Here is a 16,811-nt window from a genome sequence, read left to right on the forward strand (position 1 = left end):
AAGTTCCCTTATCCAAGTAAAGCGAACAAACAAGAAATGTATTGACCCAAACAGAAATCAAAGAACTGTACGACACCTGCGGAAACCTATTAGAAAAGAGCCATTTAAGCCTTGCTTATGGTTGTGGATTACGAGTAAAGTGAATTAGTTGCCGTAAATATTGAAGACATAAAACTAAGAGAAAATATAATCATAGTACCACCAGCAGGAAAATTTAATAAAAGGCGGAGTGATACCACTATCAAACGGAGTAGTAAAAGACTTGGAAAATTATTTTTATCAGACCAGAAATTTATATAGAAACCAAAGATATAAGAGCCTTTATGATAGGCGGTAAGAACACAAGAATAATGAAATGGACTTATAACAAATACCTAAAAAATCATACACAGAAAAGAAAACAAAACCATAATAGACAAGCAAATAACCATACACAATTTACGCCACAGCATAGCCACCCCCATTTAATAGAAGCAAAAAAGTACCAGAAGTGGAACAAGAGGAATGAGAATGTTTTTAGGACATAGCCAGTTAGAAACTACAGAAGTTTACCCTATATAAGCCAAGAGCAGTTAAAACAGATGATATTAGATGAAGACGAATGAGCAAAGTTTACAGCAATATTTACAAGAACGATACAACAAAACAAGTATAGGCGGTTATGAAAATATCATATTGAGATACACCATATATGAAAAAAGGCAGAAACAGCAAGCTATACAGACGTTTTACAATACATTGGATATTACGAAAATTACAGCTTCCACCCAAAAGTTTACGGAACAATTTATTGCAATCCAAAATCTATTATCGGTATTTAGTAGCCATAGGAAAGCGAAAAAGACCACCCTTCCTAGCTCTATTTACAAGACCAAATCAATAGAAGCATACAAGTAGAAAGCCTTTACAGTGCGGTAGTTTAGAAGAATTATTACAAGCTACAAAGCCAAAAATCAAGTAATGCAAAAGCGAGATGAAGTAATAATGGCCTTTTTAATTTATCAAGCCTTGACGGTTTTAGAAGTTACTCAAATAGAAATCAGTCAAATAGATTTAGAAAAAGGAACGATACAAGTAACAGGAAACGTAAAGAACAAAGGCAGAACGCTACATTTTAAGGCCAATCAGATAATGCTATTTTACAAATACATAAACGGAACAAGAGCCGGAAATAATCAATAAAACCCAAACCCAAAGTGAACTATTTATATTATCGGAAGCAGGTAATCTCTTTCCGGAATAATAAACCGAATGATTAACCAGGACAAGAAAGCCACACGAAAAACTGTTGCCAATCAAGATAAGACAAAGCGTAATTGCTCACTATCTAAAAGCCAATAATGATATAAGATTAGTACAAGTATTTGCAGGACACCGAAGAGCAGGAAGCACCGAAGAGAATACAAACAAAGTGGATTAGAAGAACTGAAACCAATATCAATAAACTACACCCATTACAATAAAATCAAAAGCGTAACCCTGAGCAAAGCGAAAGGGAAGCGGTAAAAAATAAATCTTTTTCTTTTGCCCCTGTGAAATAATAGCCCACCCAACAACGCAAAAAAAATAATAAAAATAAATTGGCTTGGCTTGGGTGCCGTCTGTTTTTCTGTCATAGTTTTTGTACCCACACACTTGTAGCACATTGCTTTTTGCTTTTAATCTGTTTATTTTTTTCAATGGTAAAAGCAAAAATCAAAGAGCTACAGCCACCGCACAAAACAAAAACCTACGCCAGAAAAAAACAGCCATAGCTACAGCGTATAAGGATGGTTTGGCGACATTAAAACGATCCTTAAGCCAAAGCCTTATACGCAATATACCAAGCCAAACTCAAATTTATTTTATTATTTTTTTACCCGCTACCCAGACAGCGGTACAGGGCAAAAGAAAAGATTTATTTTGAGTTTATAGTGCACCTCACTCCGTTCAAGCAAGTGTAAAACCACAGGCGTAAGGTGTGCAAAGCCACGATTATTAATTGAAAAAACTAACGCCCTACGGTTGTTTGCTCATTTTTATAATCAATGCCCAACAGCTTTTGTACTAAAATGAAGCATTGTACAAGGGCATAATTATAAAAATCGACAAATGTAATACCCACCGAATAAATGAACTGTACTTTTTTTTTCAAATGAAATAGCTGTAAGATATGGAAAGTCAATACCCTGCGGGGCTTTTTTCAGATGAAAATAAAAAGTGTTCCGATATTTTTACGTAAATTTATCCCGAATAAAAAGTAAAAAATTGGGTTGCCTAAAACTTGCATATTATCAAACTGAACCAACGCTAAAAGTAGCGTACAGTAATGGTATGGTAGGTAAAAAGGTAGTGCAATGTTGGTTAAGTGTTGACCCACGAGCAGCTGATGCACCAGGTTGGTCACCATATAGAGCGTTCTTCTGTAACCCAATACGATACACCGACCCAGACGGACAATGGGAATGGGATGCAACAGGAAATCTTGTAGCACAGAAAGGCGACAACTCGTATTCAATGGCTAAATTTTAGGAACAAGCCAAAGTAATGCAATGCAGATGTTAGGCAGAGGCGGAGTAACTGCAAATGCAAAAGGAGTATTGAACTTAAAAGAAGGTCAATCATTTGCAAGTGGTAGTCTGTGGGTAGGTACTAAATCAGCAAGTGGACCAGTTGTAAATAATACAACTGAAGCGAAAGCTCACTACGATAACGGAAGTGGTTCAGCTGCAGATGTAGGAGACCAATCAACAAGTCAACTGTTAGGTTCTGATAAGTTTCAAACAAAACTTACCAAAATAACATCTGAAAAGGTTCAAGCTACAGGATATTTTTCTGTTGATATGACAGACTTACCAAACTCATTTCATATTGGAAATACAGGGGTCGATTATAGTGTAACAAATAATGGTACTTCAAGTGCAGTAACATTTACCTTGTTTACCAACACAAATAAAAACTCGTCCAATAGAACAGATGGTTTTTGGGATCCCAATTTTGTAGCAGAAAGGACTTTAGGTAAAGTTTGGGACAGGTATAAGGCTGATGAAATGGGGCCTAATTTAGAATGGGGAGGCACACCATATCCATATAAAACAAGAGAAAGGACTTTCTTTTTTAAACCAGTAGAGGAAAAAAAATAATCTGTATTGGTATGAAAAAAAATGTATGGATTATACTGTTTAGTGCTTCATTTATTATCTGCACTATATTTTATCTAAAATATGATAAAGCAGGTTTTTCATTATGGCTTGGAATGTAGTTTTTGTAATGAAAAAATGCCTTATAATTTGAAGCCACACGATGGAGGACAATTTTCGTTTACACTAAAGGATGAAGATGATTTTGAGTTAATAGGCAGTAGATTTAGATATGAAACTACAAATTTTACAATCAAAGATTTTTTAGCCTACGGCTACAATGATACTTCTGTAATTGTGAAATGCACAGACAGCCTAAATAACATCAAATATCTTACTTCATACGAAACAGGATACAAAAGTAAAAAAGGCAATCCCCAAATAAGTTTTAAGGATTTAAGCAATACAGATTTTGAGCAGGCAAAGAGTAAATACCAATGGTATGAAGTAAGTAAGGAAAAATACTATACAGTAGATAGAAACAAGTTTTTATTTATGCTTGGAGCTTTGCTCTCATTGGTTTTATTAGTGATACAATTTTTTAGAATAAGAAAAGCAAAAGCCACCGATTAGGTGGCTTTTGCTTTAAAGAGCAGCTACATTTTTATTAAAGAAATCTTTGAACTTGCTTTTAGTAAGCATACCATCAATGATACGATAAACGGCTTGCTTGTCTTCTTCTTCCAATTGCTCAATAAGTCGTAATTTTTCGTTAGTGGTTTTATCTTCGATTTTAACCTCTTTAGGAACTTTACCTTCAAAATGGATAATCTCATCCACAGTCATACCGAACAGCTTTGAAATCTTATCCCCGCCTTTGTTGGTTTGCAACCCCCGCCTTTGTTGGTTTGCAACCAACAAACCTACCGCCCGTCAAAACAGCACCGCAACCGCCTATTTGATATAATTCTTTAAATTAGTAAAATGCAAAACGTAGTTTATGAAGAGCATTTTCCTGAGTTTATCACCATCACGTGCTATGAATGGCTTCATTTGATTGGAAGCCTGGAGGCAAAAGCTATAATTACAGAAAGCCTTCGGTATTTAACGGAACAAGGGAAAATAGCGGTACATGCCTTTGTAATCATGGACAATCATTTTCACCTGATATGGAGAATCAGAAAAGGATACAGACGTCCGGATGTACAGCGTGATTTTTTGCATTATACGGCAAAGGAAATTTTGAAGCATTTAAAAACGCACCAGCCTGCTGTCCCGCCTTTGTTGGTTTGCAACCCCCGCCTTTGTTGGTTTGCAACCAACAAACTACCGCCCGTCAAAACAGCACCGCAACCGCCTATTTGATATAATTCTTTAAATTAGTAAAATGCAAAACGTAGTTTATGAAGAGCATTTTCCTGAGTTTATCACCATCACGTGCTATGAATGGCTTCATTTGATTGGAAGCCTGGAGGCAAAAAGCTATAATTACAGAAAGCCTTCGGTATTTAACGGAACAAGGGAAAATAGCGGTACATGCCTTTGTAATCATGGACAATCATTTTCACCTGATATGGAGAATCAGAAAAGGATACAGACGTCGGATGTACAGCGTGATTTTGCATTATACGGCAAAGGAAATTTTGAAGCATTTAAAAACGCACCAGCCTGCTGTAATTGAGAAAATTGATGTAAATTTAAGAGACCGGAAATATCAGGTGTGGCAGCGAAACTCATTGAGCGTTGAATTACGGACAGCCAAGGTGTATGAACAAAAATTAAATTATATTCACGACAATCCTGTAAAGGCAGGTGTGTGCACAACAGCGGAAGATTACCGCTACAGTAGTGCGAGATACTATATTAAAAATGAGAAAAACTGGGGCTTTTTAATACATGGATATGGTGATGATTGACGTGCGATACTGTTCGGAATGTGGTTTGTTGGTTGCAAACCAACAAAGGCGGCCGCACCGACCATGGCCGCGCTGATGGACTCGCTGACCTATATCTATCCGGTGAACGCGACGACGGGCAAGCTGACGAACAACAAGCTGTACCACGTCAATGACCTGCAGACGAGCAAGACGGCGTTTACGGAAGACATCGACGACCAGGGCGTGCTGGGCGCGCAATTGGCGGGTGCCAACTACGACTACGACGCGATAGGGCAGCTGACGAAGGACAACGCGGAAAACATAGACAGCATCCGCTGGAATGTGTACGGCAAGATCGGGAAGATCTTTTTTAAGAACGGCAAGCCGGCGATGGAATTCCTGTACGACGCGACGGGCAACCGCATCGCCAAGCTGCTGAAAAACACGAAACACCCGGTCCCTGCCGGCATGGACACCACCTATGACGCCACCTACTACTGGCGCGATGCGCAGGGCAATGTGCTGGCGACGGAGAGCAAACGCTTTTACCCGATACCGGGCACGTTTACGGGCAGCACGCCGCTGGGCGGCTGGCAGGGGCATGCCGTGGATGTGAGTACAACCTGTATGGCAGCAGCCGGCTGGGCACTTATCAGGATACGATACGCTACGACATCACCACGCCGAGTGTGTACGGGCAGTATGTGCGCTACAGCGCACGCCGGCAGTACGAGCTGAGCAACCACCTGGGCAATGTGCTGGCAACGCTGAGCGATGTGAAGACGTATGCCGCCGGCACGAAAGGGGCGGTGGGCTACCTGGCCAGGGTGCTGACGGCGCAGCAATACTACCCGTTTGGGATGCAAATGCCCGGAAAAAATGTTACTTTAGCTTCGTATAGTTCTTTGAATAGGTATCGTTTCGGCTTTAATGGTAAAGAGATGGATAATGAAGTATCAGGTAACGGTAATCAATATGATTATGGTTTCAGAATTTACAATCCACGTATTGCTAAGTTCTTAAGTGTTGACCCGTTAGCACACAAAATGCCAAGCCACAGCCCTTACTCTTTTTGCTTTAACAACCCAGTTTTATTTGTTGACCCAGACGGCAGAATACCAATCATACCTTGGCTATTAAAAGCAGGTGCAGGAGCTGCAGCAGATATGTTAGCACAGGCAAGTATGGATTATTTGTTTAATTCAAATACTTCGAGTTGGAGTCAAGCATTTGATAATGTTAATTATTACCAAGTTGCAAGGTCAGGAGCTGAAGGGTTAATACCTTGGAGAACACCAGGCGGAAAAATTGGAAGAGCAGCATTAAGTGCTTCAGGAGATGTTGTTGTTAATGCTATGAACAATCCAAACGGCTACACTGCTGAACAAGCAGGAATGGATTTTACGACAGGTTTTATTGGCGACCTTGCAGGTGGTGGATTTGGTCAAATATTAAACAAATATGGAAGCAAATCCGTAATTAATGGGTTAATGGATAAAATGGGCTATGGAGCTGAACAGATTAGAAAAATGACAGGTGGTTTTGATGGTGAAAGTGTTCGAAAATGGTATAGTGATAAAGTTAAAGGAATTGATATAAATCTTGCACCCACTGAAGCTAATGCAAGATCGGTTGTCGGACAAAGAAATGCATTAAAACAACAAGGAAGAGATTTAATGTCAGATAGAAAAGCTGCAGCAAATTTAGATATTACAGACCCAATTAGAGATTTTGATTATTACAATACTAAGTATTCGGGTGATTATCAGAAAATAATGCAAGGCGGAACAAAACCCAATCCAGCAGTTAATAAAAAATATGGGGAGTAATTATGTTTAAAAAAATCAATAGACTTATTTGGTTACCTTTAAATTGGTCGCCTTTAATACACACAGATAGGGATTTTATTACTGACAAATATCCAAGTGATATATGCTATTTAAGAATGAATGATTTTCCAGATGAGCCACTTTGGACTTTATTTTACAAAGGCGAAAGTATTGATTTTGATGATACCCCAAGCCTTTGGAATGTTACATATAGAGATGCAAAGTAACCAAAAAAGCCACTCACTGAGTGGCTTTTTTCATTATCCTAAATGGCAACTTACCCAGTTGCTATAAGTGTTCAAAATGGCACAAAATATTTTTAATCCTGCATAAGTGTAGCCAAATTATCCTTCATTTTCTTTTTAGCGATAGTAATATCAATCATTTTAAGTAGACAGGCTTTTTCGTCTTTGTCTAAAGTATCAATCAATTTTACTTTGTCAAGAATAGAAAGGTTTATATCTTCTTCTGACACATTGGTTTTTCTAACCAGTTGTGAAATATCCACTTCAAACACCGTAGCGATTTTATCCAAGGTAACCAGCGTAGGAACGGTTTTACCGCTTTCTATGACAGAATATTGAGCCTGTGCAATATCAATAGACATAGCGACTTCCTTTTGAGAAAGGTTTTTAATCTTGCGTAACCGCTTGATATTCTCTGAAATATAAGTTGAAAGTTCCATAAAGAATGAATATTTATACTGCAAAAGTAGTTATTTATAAGGTTTAAGTAAAGTATAGTTCTAAAAACTATTTGCAATTATAACTTTATACTTATATTTGCACTTATATAAAATATAAGGTCAAACTTAAATAATAGTTTTTATGGACATACAAGAAATAAAATCACGGCTCACATTAGCGAACCTAATCGGGTACTACGGCTACAAGGCGACCAAGAATAATCGGATATGTTGCCCATTCCACGAAGACAAAACACCGAGTATGCAACTGTATTGGAAAACACAGACGGCATATTGTTTTAGTAGCAACTGCAAAACCCACGGTAAAGCCATAGATGTAATAGATTTTATATTGTATAAAGAAAGTAGCACCAAACACGAAGCCATAAAAAAAGCCATTGAGATAATCGGAGTAGATGCACCAGTAACAAATAATACCACAATAGTACAGCCAAGTAAGCCAATGCAGAACCGAGAAACATTCCTTGCCAATATGTTTACCTACTTTAGAAATGCTGTACACAACAGCCCGCCAGCCAAAGAATATTTACAGCAAAGGAATTTAGATTTTAAGCAAATAGAAGTAGGCTACAATGCAGGACAGTTCCACCACGGAGCAAGAAAAACAGAAGAAATAATCAATCAAGCTTTAGAAGTAGGCTTATTGATAGATAAAAATTTAGTAGCAAGAACAGGCGAAAAAGCCTATCAACCTTTTGGCAAATGGTGTATTGTTTTTGCCTTGAGAAACAAGCAAAATCAAATCACAGGGCTATATTTTAGAAGTACATTAAATGAAAAAGAAAGCAAACATTACTATTTAAAAGAAAGAGCAGGATTATATCCACATTACCCAAATAGCAGAGCCAAGAAACTAATACTATGCGAAGCAATCATAGACGGAGCCACACTTTTACAAGTGCCTGAAATTACAGCAGAATATGAAATACTATCACTCTACGGAACGAACGGACTAACAGACGAACACCAAACAGCCATTAAAGAACTGATAGAATTAGAAGAAATCATATTGTTTTTTGACGGAGATAATGCAGGAAAAGAAGCGATAAATAAATATGGTAAACTACTACAAGAACAAAAGTCACAAACCAAAATAAGCATAGTAGAAACACCTGAAAACGAAGACATAAACAGCTTGAGACAAGGACACGAAGCAGAAATATTAATCCATTTATTGAATGAAAGAAAGGCATTTGTAGAACAAAAAATATCTGAAGTAAAAGAGAAAGTTAAAGAAATAAATTTTTCTTTTTCAAATGAAAAAACAAATGGCAAACCAGTTGAAAATAAAAAAGCTGAAGTAGTCCAAATCAACCAAAACCCAAGCCACCACTTAAACACAGACAACCCGAACAATATATTTTTTAGTGGAATGGGTGCAAACTATACGGTAAAAGGCGGATTAAAACCACAGTTGGACAGCTTAAAAATAGCCCTGCAAATTATCCATAAAGAAACCAAACAAGACTACCGAACCAAAGTAGACTTATGCGATTACAAACAAATACAAAGCACAGCAGACACAGTAAGCGACCTGATCCAAGTACGCAAAGATAGCATAGAAAAAGACTTGCAATTACTCACTCATTTATTAGAAAACTTTAGAGAAACAGAACAACAAAATCAACCACTACACAGCACCAAAAAAGTAATTATCAAAGTAAGCGAAGCCACAGCCAGTAAATGTATTGGCTTTATGAAGCAAAAAAATGTACTGCAAAACCTAAACGAACTCATAGGCAAAAGCGGTGTAGTAGGCGAAGAAAAAAGCAGGTTGTTATTGTTTGTAATAGCCAGTAGTTACAAGATGAAAGAAACTTTGCACTCAATCGTACAAGGTACCAGCGGAAGCGGAAAAACCACCCAAATAAAGGTCATAGCCAACCTAATGCCACCCGAAGATGTAAAGCGATTTACAAGAGTAACCGAAAGCAGTTTTTACAATTATGGCGAATACGAATTAATGAATATGCTCATAGTTATTGAAGATGCAGACGGCTTGGAAGAAAAGGCGTTACTAGCATTTAGAGAATTACAGAGCAATGATATTTTAATAAGCAGTAGCACCCAAAAGCAAGACAACGGCAAGTTTGAAAGTGGCGAAAAAATAGTTCGTGGCCCGATAGCTTCGCTATCAGCCACCACCAAAGGCGAGTATTACGAAGATAATTTAGGCAGATGTTTTGTAATCACGATAGACGAAAGCAAAGAGCAAACACAAAAAGTAATCAATTATCAAAACCAAAAAGCAAGCGGAAAAATAGACAGCAAAACCGAAAAAGAAACCACCGAATTTATACAAAATTGTATGCGATTATTAAAGCCTTATGAAGTAATCAATCCCTTTGCAGAACTGATACAACTACCCAATGAAGTACACCAAAGACGAAGATTAAACCAACTCTTCCAAAGCATAATCAAGCAAATCACAATCTTAAAACAGTACCAACGAAAGCAAGACAATCAAGGCAGATTAATCACAGAAAAAGAAGATGTAAAAGATGCCATAGATATTTTGTTTGAAAGTATTTTACTAAAAATGGACGAATTAGACGGAAGTGTAAGGCAGTTTTTTGAATGGATAAAAATAATGGTAGAAGCCAAGAATAATAGAGAATATGAGTTTACACGTTTTGAAGCGATGAACGCCACAGGACTAAAGAAAACCCAGTTACAGCACAATCTAAACAAGTTGGTACAATTAGAATACTTAAAGCAATATGGCTTTATGAACAAAGGATTTAAGTATAAAATAAGCTATTGGGATAATATGGCACAAGTAAGAGCGAAGCTAAAAGACGATTTAAATAATCAACTGCAAAAGATAGGAATATGATTAGTAAAAGTAAGAAATTAAGGAAATACCGAACACTAACGAACACCAAACCGAACGCTAAACACATTGATAATAAAGGGATAAAGCCGAAAAACAGCCTAGTGTTCGGTGTTCGCCAAAAAAGGGAATGGACAGTATGAAAAGTTCAATTATAGTCATAAACGAAACCTATCAACAGAAAGCAAAAGCCTTTTTAGATTACTTGCTGATGCTCGGACACAGCAAACACGGAAGCAATACCAAGACAAGACATTTAAAAGAGTTTTTACACTATGCAGAAATGGGCGGAATACAAGAACTACAAGCCATTACAGCCCCATTAATCACCGAATATTACAACCACATAAAAGACAGACCCAATAAAATAACAGGCGAAAAACTAAACCTAAAAACAGCCTATAACCACACAAGAAGCATAGAACTATTTTTTATAATGCTTCAAACCAATGGCGAAGTAATCAATAATCCCACCAGTACGCTAAAGTTCCCTTATCCAAGTAAAAGCGAACAAACAAGAAATGTATTGACCCAAACAGAAATCAAAGAACTGTACGACACCTGCGGAAACCTATTAGAAAGAGCCATTTTAAGCCTTGCTTATGGTTGTGGATTACGAGTAAGTGAATTAGTTGCCGTAAATATTGAAGACATAAAACTAAGAGAAAATATAATCATAGTACCAGCAGGAAAATTTAATAAAAGGCGAGTGATACCACTATCAAACGGAGTAGTAAAAGACTTGGAAAATTATTTTTATCAGACCAGAATTTATATAGAAACCAAAGATATAAGAGCCTTTATGATAGGCAGTAAGAACACAAGAATAATGAAATGGACTTATAACAAATACCTAAAAAAAATCATACACCGAACCGAAAACAAAACCATAATAGACAAGCAAATAACCATACACAATTTACGCCACAGCATAGCCACCCATTTAATAGAGCAAAAAGTACCCTTGGAACAAGTGAGAATGTTTTTAGGACATAGCCAGTTAGAAACTACAGAAGTTTACACCCATATAAGCCAAGAGCAGTTAAAACAGATGATATTAGATGAAGACGAATGAGCAAAGTTTACAGCAATATTTACAAGAACATTACAGCAAAACAAGTATAGGCGGTTATGAAAATATCATATTGAGATACACCGCTTATATGCAAGAAAAGGCAGAAACAGCAAGCTATACAGACGTTTTACAATACATTGGATATTTACGAAAATTACAGCTTCACCCAAAAAGTTTACGGAACAATTTATTTGCAATCAAAATCTATTATCGGTATTTAGTAGCCATAGGAAAGCGAAAAGACCACCCTTGCCAAAAGCTCTATTTACAAGACCAAATCAATAGAAGCATACAAGTAGAAAGCCTTTACAGTGCGGTAGTTTTAGAAGAATTATTACAAAGCTACAAAGCCAAAAATCAAGTAATGCAAAAGCGAGATGAAGTAATAATCAGCCTTTTAATTTATCAAGCCTTGACGGTTTTAGAAGTTACTCAAATAGAAATCAGTCAAATAGATTTAGAAAAAGGAACGATACAAGTAACAGGAAACGTAAAGAACAAAGGCAGAACGCTACATTTAAAGCCCAATCAGATAATGCTATTTTACAAATACATAAACGGAACAAGAGCCGAAATAATCAATAAAACCCAAACCCAAAGTGAACTATTTATATTATCGGAAGCAGGTAAAAATCTCTTTCCAGGAATAATAAACCGAATGATTAATCAGGACAGAAAGCCACACGAAAAACTATTGCCAATCAAGATAAGACAAAGCGTAATTGCTCACTATCTAAAAGCCAATAATGATATAAGATTAGTACAAGTATTTGCAGGACACCGAAGAGCAGGAAGCACCGAAGAATACAAACAAAGCGGATTAGAAGAACTGAAAGCCAATATCAATAAACTACACCCATTACAATAAAATCAAAAGCGTAACCCTGAGCAAAGCGAAAGGGAAGCGGTAAAAAATAAATCTTTTTCTTTTGCCCCTGTGAAATAATAGCCCACCCAACAACGCAAAAAAAATAATAAAAATAAATTGGCTTGGCTTGGGTGCCGTCTGTTTTTCTGTCATAGTTTTTGTACCCACACACTTGTAGCACATTGCTTTTTGCTTTTAATCTGTTTATTTTTTTCAATGGTAAAAGCAAAAATCAAAGAGCTACAGCCACCGCACAAAACAAAAACCTACGCCAGAAAAAACAGCCGTAAGCTACAGCGTATAAGGATGGTTTGGCGACATTAAAACGATCGCCAAGCCAAGCCTTATACGCAATAGCCACCCAGCCAAACTCAAATTTATTTTTATTATTTTTTACCCACGCTACCCACCCGAACAGCGGTACAGGGGCAAAAGAAAAAGATTTATTTTTTGAGTTTATAGTACACCTCACTCCGTTCAAGCAAGTGTAAAGCCACAGGCGTAAGGTGTGGCAAAGCCACGATTATTAATTGAAAAAAACTAACGCCCTGCGGTTGTTTGCTCATTTTTTATAATCAATGCCCAACAGCTTTTGTACTAAAATGAAGCATTGTACAAGGGCATTAATTATAAAAAATCGAGCCGATGTATTACCCACCGAATAAATGAACTGTACTTTTTTTCAAATGAAATAGCTGTAAGATATGGAAAGTCAATACCCTGCGGGGCTTTTTTCAGATGAAAATAAAAAGTGTTCCGATATTTTTACGTAAATTTATCCCGAATAAAAAGTAAAAAATTGGGTTGCCTAAAACTTGCATATTATCAAACTGAACCAACGCTAAAAGTAGCGTACAGTAATGGTATGGTAGGTAAAAAGGTAGTGCAATGTTGGTTAAGTGTTGACCCATTAACTAAAGGTTATCCAAGCTGGACACCATATGCGTTTGCAATGAATAGAGTAATTGATGGTGTTGATTTGGATGGACTAGAATGGCAACCATATAACAGTAAAGGACAAAAAGTCAAGTTAAATTCAAAAGATATTTCTGAATATAGATGGGTTGGATATACAGAAATAGCTGGTTACACTTCTGCTTATGATAATGCAACATATAGTCCTAATTCTTCAACAGGTATGTGGTTGGCTTTTTGTCTTAGTAATGGAATTAGTTACGGAATTACACCAGTACTTTTGGCACCAAAGGGAACAGTTGAAAATGCACAAGTAATATCTGAAAATAATGGAATAACTAATGTTACTGTATATACAGTAGATAATAATAAAAATAAAAGGAGTTATAAACAAAGAAGAACACCATGGATTGATAAAGCAAAATCACAAATTGGCATAAAAGAGGATCTAAATAAAGATGCGAACAACCCAGAAGTTGTGAAATATTTAAATTATGACGGAGTGCCTAGCGACATGAGGTCGACTATGGATAAAACAGCTTGGTGTGGTGCATTTGTAAATTATTGCTTAGAAGAAAGTGGATATACAGGTGAATCAACTAATCCTTTAGCTGTTGAGAATTGGATGGGAATGTGGAATAATTGGACTGATGGGGTACAGATTGATGAACCTGAATATGGAGCATTAGTTACTTTTGGGAATAATCATATTGGTTTTGTAGTTGGTTTAGACGGAAAAGGTAATTTGTATGTTTTAGGAGGTAATCAAGATGATGAAGTAAATATTAGTATTTATCCTATAAAAAGTAACTTTGAATATTTTATGCCTTCAAATTATAATTCTACGCCATTAGATAAAAATCAAAATTATTTGAAATCAACTTTCACAGGAACTGCTGCAAATGGTGGAAGTACAAAATAATAAATATGAGATATATTTTTCATACTATTTTAGTTATTATACTTGCTATTTCATGTAATACAAAGGGTGGTAAAAATAACAATATTGAACAACTTCAAATATTAGAAAATAATAATATAGATTCATTTGTGTATAATACATGTAGATTGAATTTAATTAATTTTATTTTAAAAAATTATAAAGATTCTGATTCTATTGTAACAATAATTAAAGGCTTTCCAATATTTGTTGAATGTTTTAGTAATAGAGAATATGGAGGGTTATTAGATGAGGCTTCTTTTTGTAAGAATATTAATGTTATTTTTGATGCACATACTATCAAACAAATAGAACAGTATAAATCGATAATAAATGGGAATAAAGACTTGGATGTTGTTATTGAATATAAACAAAATGGATTTGAGAAGAGTAGAAACTTTAAATTTAAATTTAACACAGACGATAAAAAATATTATCTTGTTTCAATAATATGTGCAGGGTAACACCAACTAGTCCAAGTATGGTAAAAAATCCTCGCCCGTGACAGGTGTTTAGCATAGCGAGGCAAAGAAGCGTAGGTAAGCGTCACCCCTTGCCCGTGACAGGTGTTTAGCTTTGGATGGCATTAGCGAGGGAAGCGTCACCTGTCAACTACGAACCGCAAGAATTGTAGTAGCAAAACGGCAATTAAAGCATCAAAAACCATCAAAATACTCGCCTTTGGTTTGCAACCAACAAACACCCGCCCGTCAAAACAGCTCCCAACCAACCACTCGCTGAAATGGACGCTGGAAGAATACAAATACGACCAGCTTAACCGCATCGTGGAGTCGCAGACACTGCTGCCGCACGCCACCACGCTGAACAGCTACCTGACCACGATGACCAACAAAGCCCGCACGTCGTACACCTATGACAAAAACGGCAATATCCTGAAGCTGAACCGCAGTTCGTACACGGCCGCCGCGCCGACCACCGCCGCGCTGATGGACTCGCTGACCTATATCTATCCGGTGAACGCCGCCACGGGCAAGCTGACGAACAATAAACTGTACCACGTCAATGACCTGCAGACGAACAAGACGGCGTTTACGGAAGACATCGACGACCAGGGCGTGCTGGGCGCGCAGCTGGCAGGCGCAAACTACGACTACGACGCGATAGGGCAGCTGACGAAGGACAATGCGGAAAACATAGACAGCATCCGCTGGAACGTGTACGGCAAGATCGAAAAGATCTTTTTTAAGAACGGCAAGCCGGCGATGGAATTCCTGTACGACGCGGCGGGCAACCGCATCGCCAAGCTGCTGAAAAACGCGAAACACCCGGTGCCTGCCGGAAAGGACAGCACCTATGACGCCACCTACTACTGGCGGGACGCGCAGGGCAATGTGCTGGCGACGGAGAGCAAACGCTTTTATCCGATACCGGGCACGTTTACGGGCAGCACGCCGCTGGGCGGCTGGCAGGGGCATGCCGTGGATGTGGAATATGCTATTTACGGCAGCAGCCGGCTGGGCACTTATCAGGATACGATACGCTACGACATCACCACGCCTGGTGTGTACGGGCAGTATGTGCGCTACAGCGCACGGCGGCAGTACGAGCTGAGCAACCACCTGGGCAATGTAATGGCGACGCTGAGCGATGTGAAGACGTACGCCGCCGGCACAAAAGGGGCGGTGGGCTACCTGGCGAGGGTGCTGACGGCACAGCAATTTTACCCGTTCGGGATGCAAATGCCCGGAAAAAATGTTACTTTAGCTTCATATAGTTCTTTGAATAGATATCGGTTCTCTTTCAACGGTCAGGAGCGTGAAACGGAAATTAACACATCTGTTACTAGTGCAGAATTTTGGGTTTACGATGGAAGACTTGGAAGACGATGGAATGTTGACCCTGTCTTAAAACCATGGAAAAGTTCTTATGATGCTTTTAGTAATAATCCAATTATTAAAGTAGACCCTAATGGTGATGATGACTACTATTCTGAAAGTGGCAATTTTGTTGGCTCTGATGATAAATCAACAAATTATAAAAGAGTATTAAATAATTCTACAGTTGAAAAAATCCAACAACTATATTTACAAGTACAAGAAAAAGGTATGAGTCTGTCATATTTAAATTTAAAGAATAATTTATTGCAAACTGCAGGGAATAGTGTTTGTATACTTGATGTTAATGAAAGTATACAGAAAAATATTTATAAAGCTTTTTTTACAAAACCAGTACAAGATTTATTAGATGGAATATTAGAATCAGAAGGTGGTTATGTAGATTTAAATACAGATCCTGGTGGAAAAACAAACTATGGAATAGCAGAAAATAGAGAATGGAAACCAGCAGCTCAATTATTTGGTATTGATAATAATGCCGATAATATTGCGAAAATTTCTTCTTTACAAGCACAATTTTATTATTTTAAGACTAGAATTGAAAAATATAGAATTAATGACATAAATAGCAGTAGAGCACAAAATGCAATATTAGACCAAAGTGTATTAACTCCTGCTATTGTAAATAAAAGTGTAAAAACTACATTAAATAATTTAGCCGGTACTACATATTCTATAGATGCAAAAAAGTTAACAGATGATCAAATTAATACTTTAAATACATTAGATGCAGATGAATTTACTGAAGAATTTAAAACACAACAATTAAATTATTATGAGTCATTAAGTGGAAGTAAGGTTTATAACGCTAATATTAAAGGATGGAAAAATAGATTAGATAAATTGTGATATT

General features: G+C 37.2%; 21 protein-coding genes. 17 read left to right on the forward strand and 4 right to left on the reverse strand.

Annotation, left to right across the window (positions count from 1 at the left end):
• The first annotated feature begins 591 nt into the window (after window positions 1–591).
• Window positions 592–897, forward strand: coding sequence for a hypothetical protein (locus IPM95_00005; protein MBK9327700.1), 306 nt, complete (start codon window positions 592–594; stop codon window positions 895–897).
• Window positions 898–960: 63 nt separating this feature from the next.
• A complete protein-coding gene (locus IPM95_00010; GenBank protein MBK9327701.1) occupies window positions 961–1,182 on the forward strand; it encodes a site-specific integrase in 222 nt (73 codons plus the stop codon).
• Between the two features lie 255 nt (window positions 1,183–1,437).
• Here the strand turns inward: IPM95_00010 and IPM95_00015 are convergent, their stop codons facing one another.
• Window positions 1,438–1,680, reverse strand: coding sequence for a hypothetical protein (locus tag IPM95_00015; protein ID MBK9327702.1), 243 nt, complete (start codon window positions 1,678–1,680; stop codon window positions 1,438–1,440).
• 633 nt (window positions 1,681–2,313) lie between these two features.
• On the opposite strand from IPM95_00015, the gene IPM95_00020 reads away from it, so the two are divergent.
• The 3 genes from IPM95_00020 (at window position 2,314) to IPM95_00030 (ending at window position 3,692) form a co-directional block, all read left to right on the forward strand.
• Window positions 2,314–2,511: a hypothetical protein gene (locus IPM95_00020; GenBank protein ID MBK9327703.1), complete on the forward strand. Its 198-nt coding sequence runs from the start codon at window positions 2,314–2,316 to the stop codon at window positions 2,509–2,511.
• Between the two features lie 26 nt (window positions 2,512–2,537).
• Window positions 2,538–3,122, forward strand: coding sequence for a hypothetical protein (locus IPM95_00025; GenBank protein ID MBK9327704.1), 585 nt, complete (start codon window positions 2,538–2,540; stop codon window positions 3,120–3,122).
• A gap of 81 nt (window positions 3,123–3,203) precedes the next feature.
• Window positions 3,204–3,692, forward strand: coding sequence for a hypothetical protein (locus IPM95_00030; protein ID MBK9327705.1), 489 nt, complete (start codon window positions 3,204–3,206; stop codon window positions 3,690–3,692).
• A 12-nt stretch (window positions 3,693–3,704) separates the two neighbouring features.
• On the opposite strand, the gene IPM95_00035 is transcribed toward IPM95_00030, so the two are convergent.
• A complete protein-coding gene (locus IPM95_00035) occupies window positions 3,705–3,905 on the reverse strand; it encodes a transcriptional regulator (GenBank protein ID MBK9327706.1) in 201 nt (66 codons plus the stop codon).
• A 138-nt stretch (window positions 3,906–4,043) separates the two neighbouring features.
• On the opposite strand from IPM95_00035, the gene IPM95_00040 reads away from it, so the two are divergent.
• From IPM95_00040 to IPM95_00065, 6 genes are read left to right on the forward strand one after another with little or no spacing between them, the layout of a single operon-like run.
• The gene (locus IPM95_00040) at window positions 4,044–4,424 is read left to right on the forward strand and encodes a hypothetical protein (GenBank protein MBK9327707.1); all 381 of its coding nucleotides are present in this window, start codon (window positions 4,044–4,046) and stop codon (window positions 4,422–4,424) included.
• Window positions 4,425–4,446: 22 nt separating this feature from the next.
• Window positions 4,447–4,740, forward strand: a complete 294-nt coding sequence (locus IPM95_00045) for a hypothetical protein (protein ID MBK9327708.1) — start codon at window positions 4,447–4,449, stop codon at window positions 4,738–4,740.
• Window positions 4,703–4,975 carry a hypothetical protein gene (locus IPM95_00050; protein ID MBK9327709.1) on the forward strand — a complete coding sequence of 91 codons (273 nt, stop codon included), beginning with the start codon at window positions 4,703–4,705 and terminating at the stop codon, window positions 4,973–4,975. Before IPM95_00045 ends, IPM95_00050 begins: the two co-directional genes overlap by 38 nt.
• Window positions 4,976–4,993: 18 nt before the next feature.
• The gene (locus tag IPM95_00055) at window positions 4,994–5,674 is read left to right on the forward strand and encodes a hypothetical protein (protein MBK9327710.1); all 681 of its coding nucleotides are present in this window, start codon (window positions 4,994–4,996) and stop codon (window positions 5,672–5,674) included.
• 17 nt (window positions 5,675–5,691) lie between these two features.
• Entirely contained in the window at window positions 5,692–6,765 is a 1,074-nt protein-coding gene (locus IPM95_00060; GenBank protein MBK9327711.1) for an RHS repeat-associated core domain-containing protein, read from the forward strand.
• A gap of 2 nt (window positions 6,766–6,767) precedes the next feature.
• A complete protein-coding gene (locus IPM95_00065; GenBank protein MBK9327712.1) occupies window positions 6,768–6,992 on the forward strand; it encodes a hypothetical protein in 225 nt (74 codons plus the stop codon).
• Between the two features lie 92 nt (window positions 6,993–7,084).
• Here IPM95_00065 and IPM95_00070 read toward each other — a convergent pair whose 3' ends face one another.
• The gene (locus IPM95_00070) at window positions 7,085–7,450 is read right to left on the reverse strand and encodes a helix-turn-helix transcriptional regulator (protein ID MBK9327713.1); all 366 of its coding nucleotides are present in this window, start codon (window positions 7,448–7,450) and stop codon (window positions 7,085–7,087) included.
• A gap of 142 nt (window positions 7,451–7,592) precedes the next feature.
• Here IPM95_00070 and IPM95_00075 point away from each other — a divergent pair, with 142 nt between their 5' ends.
• The 3 genes from IPM95_00075 to IPM95_00085 all read left to right on the forward strand — a co-directional run bounded on the left by IPM95_00075 (window position 7,593) and on the right by IPM95_00085 (window position 12,247).
• On the forward strand, window positions 7,593–10,307 hold the full coding sequence (locus IPM95_00075; GenBank protein MBK9327714.1) for a toprim domain-containing protein: 2,715 nt from the start codon (window positions 7,593–7,595) through the stop codon (window positions 10,305–10,307).
• Between the two features lie 136 nt (window positions 10,308–10,443).
• Window positions 10,444–11,379 carry a tyrosine-type recombinase/integrase gene (locus IPM95_00080; GenBank protein ID MBK9327715.1) on the forward strand — a complete coding sequence of 312 codons (936 nt, stop codon included), beginning with the start codon at window positions 10,444–10,446 and terminating at the stop codon, window positions 11,377–11,379.
• Window positions 11,366–12,247, forward strand: coding sequence for a tyrosine-type recombinase/integrase (locus IPM95_00085; protein MBK9327716.1), 882 nt, complete (start codon window positions 11,366–11,368; stop codon window positions 12,245–12,247). Before IPM95_00080 ends, IPM95_00085 begins: the two co-directional genes overlap by 14 nt.
• On the opposite strand, the gene IPM95_00090 is transcribed toward IPM95_00085, so the two are convergent.
• Window positions 12,222–12,464, reverse strand: coding sequence for a hypothetical protein (locus IPM95_00090; GenBank protein MBK9327717.1), 243 nt, complete (start codon window positions 12,462–12,464; stop codon window positions 12,222–12,224). The two genes, IPM95_00085 and IPM95_00090, sit on opposite strands and share 26 nt — an antisense overlap.
• Window positions 12,465–13,112: 648 nt before the next feature.
• Here IPM95_00090 and IPM95_00095 point away from each other — a divergent pair.
• The 3 genes from IPM95_00095 (at window position 13,113) to IPM95_00105 (ending at window position 16,807) form a co-directional block, all read left to right on the forward strand.
• Window positions 13,113–14,084, forward strand: coding sequence for a TIGR02594 family protein (locus IPM95_00095; protein ID MBK9327718.1), 972 nt, complete (start codon window positions 13,113–13,115; stop codon window positions 14,082–14,084).
• A gap of 5 nt (window positions 14,085–14,089) precedes the next feature.
• Window positions 14,090–14,566 carry a hypothetical protein gene (locus tag IPM95_00100; GenBank protein ID MBK9327719.1) on the forward strand — a complete coding sequence of 159 codons (477 nt, stop codon included), beginning with the start codon at window positions 14,090–14,092 and terminating at the stop codon, window positions 14,564–14,566.
• Between the two features lie 222 nt (window positions 14,567–14,788).
• Window positions 14,789–16,807, forward strand: a complete 2,019-nt coding sequence (locus tag IPM95_00105; GenBank protein ID MBK9327720.1) for a hypothetical protein — start codon at window positions 14,789–14,791, stop codon at window positions 16,805–16,807.
• The last annotated feature ends 4 nt before the right edge of the window (window positions 16,808–16,811 follow it).

The organism is Sphingobacteriales bacterium, from assembly GCA_016719635.1.
Taxonomy (GTDB): domain Bacteria; phylum Bacteroidota; class Bacteroidia; order Chitinophagales; family JADIYW01; genus JADJSS01.